Source organism: Kineothrix sp. IPX-CK (assembly GCF_039134705.1).
In the GTDB taxonomy this organism is placed as follows: Bacteria; Bacillota; Clostridia; order Lachnospirales; family Lachnospiraceae; genus Kineothrix; species Kineothrix sedimenti.
In genome coordinates this window covers 806,624-819,537 of sequence record NZ_CP146256.1, presented here as the reverse complement: position 1 = coordinate 819,537, position 12,914 = coordinate 806,624, and the positions used below count along the sequence as shown (strand labels likewise).

General features: G+C 35.4%; 13 protein-coding genes. 1 reads left to right on the top strand and 12 read right to left on the bottom strand.

The features are described 5' to 3' along the window. Positions 1-20: 20 nt before the first annotated feature. From V6984_RS03835 to V6984_RS03805, 7 genes are all read right to left on the bottom strand, one after another. Complete coding sequence (locus tag V6984_RS03835; protein ID WP_342758486.1) at positions 21-911, bottom strand: glycosyltransferase family 2 protein; 891 nt, start codon at positions 909-911, stop codon at positions 21-23. A gap of 74 nt (positions 912-985) precedes the next feature. Further along, positions 986-2,218 (bottom strand): radical SAM protein, encoded by a 1,233-nt coding sequence (locus V6984_RS03830; protein ID WP_342758485.1) that lies wholly within the window; start codon positions 2,216-2,218, stop codon positions 986-988. A 65-nt stretch (positions 2,219-2,283) separates the two neighbouring features. After that, on the bottom strand, positions 2,284-3,099 hold the full coding sequence (locus V6984_RS03825; RefSeq protein WP_342758484.1) for an FkbM family methyltransferase: 816 nt from the start codon (positions 3,097-3,099) through the stop codon (positions 2,284-2,286). A 61-nt stretch (positions 3,100-3,160) separates the two neighbouring features. Next, on the bottom strand, positions 3,161-5,638 hold the full coding sequence (locus V6984_RS03820) for a hypothetical protein (RefSeq protein ID WP_342758483.1): 2,478 nt from the start codon (positions 5,636-5,638) through the stop codon (positions 3,161-3,163). Positions 5,639-5,711: 73 nt separating this feature from the next. After that, positions 5,712-6,731, bottom strand: a complete 1,020-nt coding sequence (locus V6984_RS03815) for a DUF1919 domain-containing protein (RefSeq protein WP_342758482.1) — start codon at positions 6,729-6,731, stop codon at positions 5,712-5,714. Next, the gene (locus V6984_RS03810; protein ID WP_342758481.1) at positions 6,670-7,383 is read right to left on the bottom strand and encodes an IspD/TarI family cytidylyltransferase; all 714 of its coding nucleotides are present in this window, start codon (positions 7,381-7,383) and stop codon (positions 6,670-6,672) included. The genes V6984_RS03815 and V6984_RS03810 overlap by 62 nt, the downstream gene beginning before the upstream one ends. Before the next feature lie 10 nt (positions 7,384-7,393). After that, positions 7,394-8,098 (bottom strand): IspD/TarI family cytidylyltransferase, encoded by a 705-nt coding sequence (locus V6984_RS03805; RefSeq protein ID WP_342758480.1) that lies wholly within the window; start codon positions 8,096-8,098, stop codon positions 7,394-7,396. A 334-nt stretch (positions 8,099-8,432) separates the two neighbouring features. Here V6984_RS03805 and V6984_RS03800 point away from each other — a divergent pair, with 334 nt between their 5' ends. After that, on the top strand, positions 8,433-9,512 hold the full coding sequence (locus tag V6984_RS03800; protein ID WP_342758479.1) for a glycosyltransferase: 1,080 nt from the start codon (positions 8,433-8,435) through the stop codon (positions 9,510-9,512). Between the two features lie 17 nt (positions 9,513-9,529). On the opposite strand, the gene V6984_RS03795 is transcribed toward V6984_RS03800, so the two are convergent. The 5 genes from V6984_RS03795 to V6984_RS03775 form a co-directional block, all read right to left on the bottom strand. After that, positions 9,530-10,066, bottom strand: coding sequence for a glycosyltransferase family protein (locus V6984_RS03795; RefSeq protein ID WP_342758478.1), 537 nt, complete (start codon positions 10,064-10,066; stop codon positions 9,530-9,532). Beyond that, positions 10,063-10,203 (bottom strand): glycosyltransferase, encoded by a 141-nt coding sequence (locus V6984_RS03790; protein WP_342758477.1) that lies wholly within the window; start codon positions 10,201-10,203, stop codon positions 10,063-10,065. The genes V6984_RS03795 and V6984_RS03790 overlap by 4 nt, the downstream gene beginning before the upstream one ends. Then, positions 10,196-10,348, bottom strand: a complete 153-nt coding sequence (locus V6984_RS03785) for a hypothetical protein (RefSeq protein ID WP_342758476.1) — start codon at positions 10,346-10,348, stop codon at positions 10,196-10,198. The genes V6984_RS03790 and V6984_RS03785 overlap by 8 nt, the downstream gene beginning before the upstream one ends. A 22-nt stretch (positions 10,349-10,370) precedes the next feature. Then, complete coding sequence (locus V6984_RS03780) at positions 10,371-10,937, bottom strand: hypothetical protein (protein WP_342758475.1); 567 nt, start codon at positions 10,935-10,937, stop codon at positions 10,371-10,373. A 328-nt stretch (positions 10,938-11,265) separates the two neighbouring features. Further along, a complete protein-coding gene (locus V6984_RS03775) occupies positions 11,266-12,885 on the bottom strand; it encodes a glycosyltransferase family protein (protein ID WP_342759936.1) in 1,620 nt (539 codons plus the stop codon). Positions 12,886-12,914 lie beyond the last annotated feature (29 nt).

Here is a 12,914-nt window from a genome sequence, read left to right as displayed (position 1 = left end):
GATGCTCCTAACTCTTAGACTTACATAATTTTTATAAATTTTTGTAATTTCTTTTTACATACTTCTTTCACTGCTTTTTCATTATACATTTCTTTTTCTTTACACAAATTAGTTATCCTCATAGTCATAACAAATACCTTATATTTCTCTTCCAATGAAAACACTCTATCCTCACTTCTCGAGAATGCCCTCCAAACTTCAGGTCTTATTGGCATTTTATTTATTCCAAGATATTGTAATTCCTTCATCCTAATATAATTGGCACACTTTTGTTGCTGTTCAAACTTGGCTACCGAAATCTGTTTCTTGCTAACGCGATAGTCAAATAGCACTTGAGGCATAAACGCCAAATCATAAATTTTGACTACACGAGATTGAAAGTCATAATCTTGTGCATATTTTAGTCTTTCATTGTATCTGATACCAACATCATTCATCGCCTTCCTATCAAATATAAAACCTGGATGTGGAAGCACTGAGTTAAAAATCAGCATCGCTCTTATCTCGTCACAAGATACCTTACAAGACACCGTTTTTCTTGCACTTCCAATGATTCTGTATCCACAGCTGGCTAACTTTATCTCACGATGGTGATCCATAAAATCAACCTGCTCTGCTATTCTATTTGGATATGCTACATCATCACCATCCATACGAATGATATATTGTCCTTTTGCTATTTTTAATCCTGCATTTAAATTTTTTGTCAGACCACGATTTTTAGTGTTTTTTATTAATTTTATACGCATATCTTTATAACATTCAATTAACGATACAGTTGAGTCTGTAGAAGCATCATCAATAATAATGAATTCATAGTCCACGAAAGTCTGATTCAAAATACTTTCTATAGATTCGCATATATATTTTTCTTCATTATAAACCGACATTATCACACTAACCCTAGCCATATTTGTCTGTCATTCCTCCGTAAGTAAATTACTAACTATTTTTTATTTATATTAAATATTCTAAAATTTTTACATTATTTTCTTTGCTCCGCTGCTGATATCATAATTTGCTCAGGAATATACATATCACAATAATCGCAAGCTGTACACTGCGGCTTTAAATATAGTCCTTTAATATCTTCTTTTAACCTATTATTATCTATCAATATGTATTCATTATCTTCCTTTAAGATTTCTAAATAATATAGTGAAGCTGCTCGCGAGCAGATAAAAATTTTATTTCCCATCAAGGTATGGCAATAATGGCTGGCCGGACATTGCATATACTGTGATATTTGTATTCGCAAATCCCGATTCCTCTTATCGCATCCCCCAGCTTTAATCCATTGCATATCTTCATATACCGTATATTTAATGTGATTTTCTTCAAATATATTTGTTAATTTGGGAATATTCGAGTATTTTCCGTAATCGCTTATCTTTACAATTATTTTTTCATTCGCCAGCAAGCCAAGAACTTCCTTTGAAGGAATAACAGTTCCATTTGTTGTTACTTCGATAGCTCTGATTTTTTTCAGTTCAAGCACATAATTTAAAACCTTTGGTAATTCTTTATATAAGAAAGGCTCCCCGCCCACCAATTCACAATAAATCCATTCATCAGCAGCATGGGCTACTTTTGTAATATTATCTATTATTTCTTCAGCCGAAAACTCTATTGGATTATTAAAATATGGAACCAAATTATTGCATTCTTTACATCGAAGAGTGCATTTAGTAGACAGAATAATTGGCATCCTTGGAATTACTACATAATCATCTTTTATTAATCTTTGACGTAAATTATTAGTCTCCATTTCTATTTCTTTATCATTCAGCAATAAAAATTCTTTACAATATCGCTGATATCTATTAATACAAGGATCAATATATCTTGTTTCCATGAATTCTTTACTTCCTAAAACATGTTCCCTTACACATGGCGAATGAAAAATGCGGTATTTCTTATTAAAATTATTATTTATATATTTTATTATTTCTTCCCAATACATACTTGTTATCAGTATAATATAATTCTCGGGATTCAAGTCTTCAAGAAATTGAGGTGAATAAACTGGAAATATGCCTACTCGGGGAATTTGTATTGTTGTATTCCATAAAGCAATGTTGCTATCCACAAACCCTTCAATATTATCTTTGGTTAATGACATTTCATTTACAATCCGTTCTGCACTTTTTCCCGCTCCGAAACATATAACTTTTTTACTTTCTATCATCATCATAAAATCATTATAAAAATTTGTCACCTTTTATCCCTCTTAGACCTTTCAAACAATTTAACATGCAATACTTTTTAAAGATGATAATTAATCTATTTTTTTATATATACTTTATTTTCTCCTATTGTTCGTATTTTATAAAGTCCATATTGCCCTAATGTCTGCGCAACCTCGTTATCTATTTTATACTCCAAACGAAAACGTTCGTGGGTTTCAATAATCATTACCTTACACCCTTGCAACCAACTATAATTATTGCATGTAAAAATTTCATGCTCAGCACCTTCAATGTCCATTTTCATAAAAAAATTCCCTATGTTATATTTTCTCACTAAAGTAGACACCCCAATTGCCTGTATGCCCTCTTTATCTTTTATATCTGTTTCTCCCACATACCACGCACCTTCGCTGTATGTATTACTAATCTCCATTCTTACTCTGCTTGGATATACTTTAACTTTACTGTCTCGATACCATATTGCCATTTGTAAACACTCTACATTTTTTAGATCTTTGGTATTCTTTCTTAATAAATGATAATTATCTTTCTCTGGTTCAATTGCAATTATTTTTTTATTTGGAAACTTTAACGCATATAGAACTGAAAATAATCCAATATTCGCACCACAGTCAATGATAATATCTATAAACTCTAAATTCAAATTTATATCGTATTCGCCTTTATATATATGTCTTCGATTTTTCTTGCCAATTAAGATAGATTCTACAAAATCCAAATCTCTGGAAAAAAGCCTTATATAGAGATTTCTATTTTTATATCTCAAACAAATAGTACGTTTACTTAGATACCTTACATAAATATGTGTATGCATCCAGTATGCCAAGAAATATTTTATTCCCGATAATCCGAAAATCGAATATATTTTATTAATTCGCACCATATCCATATCTGTCCCTCGTTTTCCTGTCCTAAAGGTGACCATTACAGTTTGTATAAAAGAAAATTATTTAAGTTTCTTTTATATAATTCAAAAAATAACTCTGAGGAATTTCCGATTCCAATATTATACCTTCAAGGAGCTCCAACTTTTTATGTAAGGATTGTGCAGAAAAATTCGTATTATCATTTAATTGTTCTAAATATATATTTGTTTCCTTCTTCACTATCTCCAAAAACTTTCCGCTTTTTCCCAACTGCACAATTAATCTATTATTAAAATCAAAAAAATGGCTATATTTATACCTCGAATCCAAGAAGTCATCCTCTACTCGCATACTTTCTTCTACGTCAATTTTATACACTACTTCTCCATCTGTAACTATTGCAATGCTCATATTTGCTTTCATTGCAAATAAATAAATTATCCCATCTTTTATTCCACTTACACCAAAGTTTCTAATACTATCCGGTGTGCTCCCCAAAAAACCAGATGGCATATCCATTTCTTTTTCTATTAAATTCTTTACCGGATTCCAGATATAAACTCTTTTTCCATCGCTTGGAATTAACCAAAATCTATTATTTACATAAAATACGCTTTCGAATGCCAACTTTAAATTTCCCGGAAAGATTTGTTCAAAATTCTTACTATCCAAATCAAAAATTAGAATTCCTTTATTATGCATTAACGGAATGAAAATTCTTCTCCCAACTTGAATTGGAAATCTCCAAGAAAAAATCCAAAACTTCACAGAAAGAACCGATTCCTCTACCTCTCCGAAAGATATATCGTAAGACTTCATGTCATAATTTTCTAAGTTTATTTCAACTATTTCTTTAATGGTAATTGGAATAAGATACAAATTGTCTCCGTCTAAAATAGCAGACCCAAATCTATTTCCCTGGCTAAGTATAGAACGCCCTTTAATATAATCTAATTTATACATATTATTATTATCTGGTGTAAAAATCGTTATATAATCTGCCAAATTAGGTATAAATATCAACATATTTTTATAAGAAACTATTTTTGAAAACAGAAGTGCCTTTATTTTTTCATGAAAAAATTTTGTAACAAACTCTATCGTATTAGTCGTTTTATTTATGCGATAAAGTGCATTTTCAAATGTTGGTACATACCAATAATAATCGCCCGTATCCACAGCCGCTTCAAAAGGTGGCACTTTTTTTTGTTGAAATTCTAATGCACTTTGTATCATAACCGGCTTACCTACATGCCTAAATAATTGCATTACAGACCCGCTATCTCCATAAAAAGCATCCGATAAAGCTACCGCTCGATCCATGTTCGTCGACTCATCATAGATACCCCATCCTTCTTTTTTATATTTTGTTATGATATCTTGATATCCATTTGTCAATTCAGGACACATCGATTGAATAGTCGCCCCTATCAACGGATGCGGTCTCCAAAGTAATACTATATCCTCTTTATATTTGCTAAAAATTTCAAGAGCGTATTTTATTTTGCTCAGCATTCTTTCTTTATATTGAAGCAATTCGCTTATACCTATATTATAAAAAACAACCTTTTTCCAACTACCGTCTTTCTTCTTCATAATGGTTAACCATTCTTCCGGAATCTCAAAATCTTCTTTTCTCATTCTGCGGACTTTATCGAATTTTGGAGAACCCATTTCTACGAACCGCTTCTCCAAAACTTTCCTATCAATCTTCTTTCCCCGCTCTTCCATCTCTTTCAGATACTCATTAATATATATCTGCCGTATATTTTCCGATTGCAAAATAACCTTATTAGCATAAATAGTGCCCGCCGTATAGCAAAAATGTTTTATCTTATCTATTTGCGCTTGATTATTTGGCTCAATTTCCGGTAATACAAAATAAGGAACATACACTAGCATATTCGTATACTTATAAAGATTACTCGCATAAAATCTCGGATGAACACTCGTCACATAATTATACTCATCATACGGATTATGAATATAAATCGCATCCGGCATTCTTTCTTCAAAGGAATAGGCCTTCCAATCGGTTATCAGAATATTTGCCGGATATTCATTTCCTTCATAATGTATTTCCCCGAAACTTCCATCTGGATTTTTATCGAAATAAGGAATGGGAACACAATAAGCATCACAGTTTGAATCCTTTATTGCCGCCAGATAAATGCTTTCCAAAGAATCCCACATCGAAGCTTTATAAGGAAAAAATACCACTTCTTTCTTAATGGCAATATCTGTCGTAACACTCTTGCTTATATTTTCTAAATTATCTTTTAGCATTAATAATGCGCTCTTCCCATCGATTGAACCATCTAATTTCTGACTAACCAGATAAAGGATTTCACAATACTCCTCCAGAAGACTTACTGTCACACAGCCTTCCCCCTCGGTCTCTTCAATAACATGCCCAACATCAATTGCACTTTTTTGGCAATCTGCCAGCAACTCTAGTGAACGCCCATACTCTTGGGCATCTATGGAATCTTGAATACATAAATGCAATTCCCCTAAGCTATCAATTATGTGATGAAGCTTCTCCTGCTGCCACTTTCTCATTCCTTAATCCATCTTTCCATCTCTATATTATCGATGTTATACGCATTTTTCAACTTCTTACAATTTTATCCTTTTATGTGTATCTCTTATAATCATTATCACCATTCAAAAACTTAATCCAATTAACTGCGCCCGCCAGATTATCACTATTTGACATATAACGGTTCGCATATGCCGGCCAATTTCCATGTGACTGATACCTTACCCTACTGTCATTCCAATCAGAGCAATATATTACAGACTCTAAATTTAAATCTTTATGATATACCCCGAGTTTCTTTTTAATAGGCAGCTTATCAAACTCATATGCTGCTTCATCCGTTTGTATAGTCATCAGCATTGCTATATTCGAGTAATTAATTCGCTTTACTCTTTCATTCCACTTAACTATTGCATCACTTGCACTTTGATTATGATTAAAATACCAAATAATTCTATCATCCAAAATTCCTCTTTGATAGAATGATTCACATCCTAGCGTTCCACTTATGTATTGTTCCGATATGTATTCTTTCATCTCACTTTTTAATAATACCTCATATTCCCTGAGAAATTGAATATATTCTTCACCCAAACAAAACATATTTACTGTGGGAGACAACACTTTCAAACCTAACTCCCTATAGATTGTTCCCCCTAGACAAAAGTTGGAAAAAATGCTAACATTGCTACTTTTTAATTTTATATATTCCTTAAAGCCAAAACATGGATTGTAAAAGACATTACTTCTAATTATTTTTTTATCTTCGATCCCAATACTAAGAAGTTTCTCTTTTATTTCTTTCCATGCTATGACCGCTATAATGATATAATCCATAGCAGCTACATCTATTTCTTCTATTGTTATATTTTTCAATCCATCTATGCAGGAAAAGCCTTGCCTCTTCGTAGTCACTATTCCCATTATATTAAATATATCACTATACAACGGAAGATACGATGATAATCTGTTATATTCATAACCAGCGCCGAAAATATATATATTATATGTATCTCCACTTTTCATTCGTATCCTCTTTCCTGCCGCCTTCTCATTCCTTAATCCAGCTTTCCCTCTCCATACGGCACAACGCCTTAAACATTTCCAAGTCATCCACAGTCGTGATCTTTATATTTTTTTCAATCCCCAAGGAAAAATACACTGTTTCTCCTAAACGGAGCATCAATGTATTAATATATACTTCATTCGTTATATTTCGCTTTTCTGCTTCTTCGTAAGCCCATGCCGCGTTTCCATAAAGATATGCCTGAGGAGTCTGTACACGCATAATTTCCTGCCTGCCGATTCCATCCGCTCCGCAGATGCCGTTTTCCGTTCTGACTATAGTCTCCTGACACCTTATGGCACTTAATCCCGAGCCATATTTTCTGCACTTCACAATAGCGTCGGAAATCACTTCCCCGGGAAGATATGGCCGGATAGAATCGTGCACCACAATAATATCATCTGCATCACATACATCTTTCAATGCCTTGATTCCGTTACGAGTAGATTCTTGTCCGTCGTTACCGCCGCTGACAATCCACCGTAATTTATCAATATGATATTGTCTGGCATAAGCGCGTAATATTTCATGCCAGCCCTCCAAACATACCACAAGAATCGCATCGATATCTGGATGTCTTTCGAAATTCTCCAGCGTATATATAATTAAGGGCTTATCATATACGTTTATAAACTGCTTTGGTATATCCTGCTCTGTACGGGCGCCATAACCCCCAGCCAACAATATTGCTATGTTCATTTACATCAACCTATCCTTCGTCTCTTTTCATACAATACAAAGCCCGAAATATCTCAACATCCTCAAGCGTATTAATTTTCAGGTTTAATTCCGAACCTTCTGAAAAGTATACCTTCTGCCCCATCTTTGTAATCATAGTACTGTTATCCCATGCTCCAACACAGTTTTTTTGCAATGCTTCATTATGAAGCGCCCAAATATAATCATAATCAAATGCCTGGGGTGTCTGTACCTTCATAATTTCGTATCGATTAATGCTCTCTTCCCCTTCCAGCCCATTTTCCGAACGCATGATAGTATCCATAGTATATATCGCCGCAATGCCCATACCTTTTTTCTTGCATAGCTGTATACTGGAAGAAATCAATTCGTCAGAAACCATGGGTCTTATCGCATCATGGACGACAACAATATCGCCTCTGCCCATCTTTTCCTGCATGGCCATCAATCCTTGATAAGTAGATTCCTGCGCATCCCTACCTCCCTGAATGATCTTTGTCAGTTTGGTAATATTGAATTGCTTTGCATACACTTTTACCATCTCCTGCCAACCGTTCAAACAGGTAATTATAATTTCGTCAATTTCAGGATGATTTTGAAAAATCTCTAAAGTATACACGATAATGGGCCTATTAAACACATTGACAAACTGCTTAGGCACGTCCATCTCAAATCGGGGATCGACACCTCCTGCTAAAATAAGAGCAATATTCATAATTTTATCACCTTTTTACTAATTATTCAAAATAAGCCATCCACGTATATTACATGAATGGCTATTAGCCTTTTCTTATCTCGTGCCTCCATGCAACCTATTTACGACTTTCCATGCCTTTATATTATTCTTTTTAAGCTTACTTTATATATCGGCTTTTTTGTCAAAAATATTATAACACATATGAACGCATTAAATCCTTTGTATTCGTTTTACTCTTTTCTTTCCTCTTGTATACCGCTCTTTTTTATTCCTGTTCTTCATGCTATAATAAATCTAGTTATTTTTAAAAAATATTAGTATTTTATATAAACTAATTGCCGGAGGAAATATCATGCTGCCAATATCCGTATGTATCATTGCCAAGAATGAAGAACAGTATATCGGCGAATGTCTGAGTCGCCTTATTAAATTTGATTGGGAAATCGTTGTTGTAGATACCGGCTCTATCGACAGGACCGTCGATATTGCGCGCACTTATACTCCGAATGTATTCCACTTTAACTGGATCAATGACTTCAGTGCCGCCAGAAATTATTCCATATCCAAAGCTCACAACTCCTACATACTTGTTATCGACTGCGATGAATATTTGGAGGTCCCATCCTTAACAGCAGAAACTGTTTTGACACTTCCAAACCTTGTCTCACCAAAGCAAGTAGGACTTATAGAGCTTCATAATCTTTCCACGGCATTAACTGACGATTTGCCAGAGGGCAATCCCGATATTATTTGTGACCGCGTAGCCCGTTTTTTCCATAAGGATTACACTTATTATCAAGGCTCTATTCACGAGCAGCTCGTTTCTAGAGATGGGAACGCCTTATCCTTTGTTTCCCTTCCAATTCGCTTTCAACATGTGGGTTATAATACCATTGAGGCCAGAGCCGTAAAAGCGGCACGCAATATTGCCATGCTGCAGCGGGCGCTGGACGTTAATAGCTCCGATCCTTACCTGTACTTCCAAATGGGACAATCCCACTTTGGAATTGCTGACTACAAAAAGGCTCTGCCGTATTTCGAAAAGGCTTTATCTTTGGATGTGGATGAACGAGAGGATTTCGTACAAACACTTGTGGAATCGTATGGTTATTCCTTGCTATATCTCGAACGCTACGAAACCGCCTTACAATTAGAAGGCGTATATGATATTTTTTCCAAACGGGCTGATTTCGTCTTTCTAATGGGACTCATTTATATGAACAGCATCATGTTCGAAAAAGCTATCGATGCTTTTCTTCATGCGGCTTCCATCCCAAATCACGCTGTAGAAGGCGTTAACAGCTACAAAGCATTCTATAATGTAGGTGTTATCTATGAGTGCATGAGCCATATTCCGGAAGCATTGAAATATTATGAGAAATGCGGCAACTATGCTCCGGCCCTTCATAGAATCAGCAGTCTCACGCAATAATAGCGTATATCCTTAAACTACATAGTAGTATTTGCCTTCATATCAGTGCCATATTCTTCCAAAAAACGCTGCCTATATTTATCGTGATTCCATAAACTAATCACTACCTTGTCATCATGAATATACCATACATCTCTTTGCTGAGGAACTACTACAAGATATCCCGCCCTTTTCATCTCAAAGCATTGAGATATATCATAATAGTCCCAGCCATCAAATATATCCTCTCTCCATGGAATATCATACTGGGTGGCCATAAGCAGCCCGTCGACTGCCTCCACTTCCCAATATCCATCCTCTTTCATTCGATATCTATATTCCTCAAATGGGACCTCCTCTGTCTCAAAAACAATTCGCTTTCCATACCACATCACTGCATTCGCAGGCAGCGTCGGACTCCCTACCAGGCCGATTAAACCGATTCTGTCATCTTCCTTAAATATTTCCAATATGTCAAAAATAAAATACTTGTTTCTAATAAATACATCCTGATGCAGGTAAATCTTATATTTTGCATCGCTGCTTTCCATCCCTTCATTATATCCAGAGGTCATGGATACGCATCTCTCACTTCGATAAGCTCAATTTCCATATCGTCCGGCTTTTCCAAGCACCCGATATACCTGCAGCATTCAGGAAAAAAAAGAGCATCATTTGCACAAATAATAAAACAGATTTTCTTTTCATTCATTTCTATATTTTCTCCCTAATTTCTGCAGCTCCATTTTTACTTTTTCTTTATTAAGTATTTGAGACTTTTCCACTATATGTTTTAATGCTATCTCAGATAATCCCATTTCATCAATATAAGTAAAGATCTCTCTTTCCTCTCCCAATACTATGTTATATTCAATCCGCCTAAGATAAAAAACCGTCTGCAAAAAAAACACGGCACATTTCATTCATGCTATCATATTGAAGAAGGCTTGATTGATTTCTTTTCGTATCTCTATGCAGTTCTTCTATGGATATATTTACATAAATAGCCAAACAGTAAAACTCCCAAAAAATTCCCAGCAATTCAGAAGTGAAATTTCTCTTATACCATGTAAAAACTTCCCAGCTGATATCCTTATCCTTTTGTCTAAGAAGTCCATCGATATAAAATGTCAGTTGGCCTTTTAACGAAAAAAAAGGCTCCTTCTCGCTTGCTAACAAATGGTATATCTCATCTACATAAGATTCTTTTATATCGCCATATTCTTTAAAGCATTCATTCATCATGCTGACCCAATAACGGTTGCCGTTTCTCTTCCTCGTCTCTTCCAGGCATTGTATCGCGTCGAATATTTCCAATTCTCCTAGTTTAAACAACATCGTATACATGAAGCAAATATATTGCTCATACATTCTCTTATCATCCGGCACGGTAAACGGAAGGAAATAAATAGTTTTCAGTCCGTTATTAACAAATTTTTCATACAAAGAATATTCGTTTATAAATACATAATTTGTATAAACACCAATATTTCCCAAATCCTGCAGTAATGCCGCATGATCATATACCCAGGAAACATATTTGGTACCTGATTTGTCGCATACCACTGCAACAGACGAAATATAATCTATGGAAAAACGAAATGGTATGTTTTTTCTTTTAAAATATCTTCCAGTGTTTTCTTCTCATCCTCTAAAGAGCACAACGTTATACTGCAATCACATGTTTTTAGACTGCTTGTAATATATTTTTTCTCAAATTATCACTTTCCAGAAACAATACTTCTAACATATGTTCGCGCCCACCATTCTCTTTTTACTGTTCATTTCCTTCTATTATAGAAAGCAGCTCTTCTCCTCTGTGTTTCCACAAATGCTCCTGAAGCGCTTTTTCAAATCCTCGCTCTGCAATTTTCTCAAGCTTTGCACCGTCAGCCAATAAAGACTTAACAAGCCGGGGCAATTCTTCCAATCTTTCCAGATCAAAGAGAATTAATTCTTCTCCATTTCTGAAATTCTCCATCAAATAAGTGCTCTTGTCGGATAATAACACGGAACGGCACAGCAATGCATGAGCGGTTCTTTCCGTAAAGCCGTCCTTATGCCACGACATAATATTAAGGGAAAGCTTAGACCGCTGCATTACTTCCAAGCTTTTCTCCACATTGACCGACGGGTGATGTATGAAATTCTCATGCTCAATAAAAGGGGATTCTTTCCATGTATCTCCGAAAACATCAATGCGAATTCCTCCATCCAGCAAGGTCCTGATTACTTTTTCCCTATAATACAGCATAATACAATAGCTCACTTGTCTGAACTCGTTAAACGAATCACAGAACACTTCGTCGCTCACTTGTAGCCCATAATAATCCAGCATCTTTTGAAAAGCACTTTCTGCCGTCAAATTGGGGTTTCTTCTCATAATACGTATGTAACGTGCTGCAAAGAATCTGTTCTTACGACCATATCCCTTGATCACGCTCAAACGCTCCCTGTAATCATGATAAGTTCCGATAAAGGAAATATTATACTTCTTTTTGCCGTCATACAATTTATCAGGTATCACTCCGGCAGGAGAAAAATGATAGCTTCTGCCAATATTCTTGAAATATCGGTCAACGTACACAAGATAATCCCTGTCGTGAAGGAGCAAATGATAATCCTTAGGAACACTGGAGAATGCTTCCTTCAAAAATGCCGGATGATCCAATATCATATTATATTTAGGACCAGTAATTAAATCATGGATCAGCGTAACCTCATCCAGCATCATGACCATGAATACATAGCTCTGTATCCCTATAACCGCCTTAAACCGCATTCCGATAAAGCGAGTGAGCGCCTGCGTTCCCTCCTCCTGCACATCAAATACTTCAACTCTTTGTCCGAGCAAGAGCAAAGAATGCGCCAGTTCTTCCGCAAAAATATTTAATAAATTATAGGCTATACCGTTTGTCTTATAAACTAATATAGGACGTGTATTGTCATCTATCACATAATATTCCGGAGCATGCCCGATCATCTTCTCAAGCCACGCAGCACCACTTTCCCAATATTGCGATGCCGCCGCCCGCTCGAGAAGAGCCGCTACTACCGGATCAAAGTATCCTGAGTCCAACAATTCCCTTTGATATTTACCCGTTACATAGCAATCTGTCCGAAAAGATTCCCAATTGTCCTCCGGCAAAATGCAAGAATATTCTTCAGTGCCCGTCCCGATTGCTCTAACCGGATAGCATTTAGCGATTCTCAAAAGAAATTCATAATCCTTCTTTTCCTGAAGGACTGTGTTTTTACAGCCTATTTCGGCACAAAGGGCTTCGGGATATCGAATATCTCCTTCCGCCCACGTATCATCCAAAAAAATATCCATAAATGACAAAGTACATTCTTCTCCGGCTAATAAATGCTTTGTGTAGCAGATTACCTCCATCACATTTGCTTCCTCTCAAATTTTCTTTA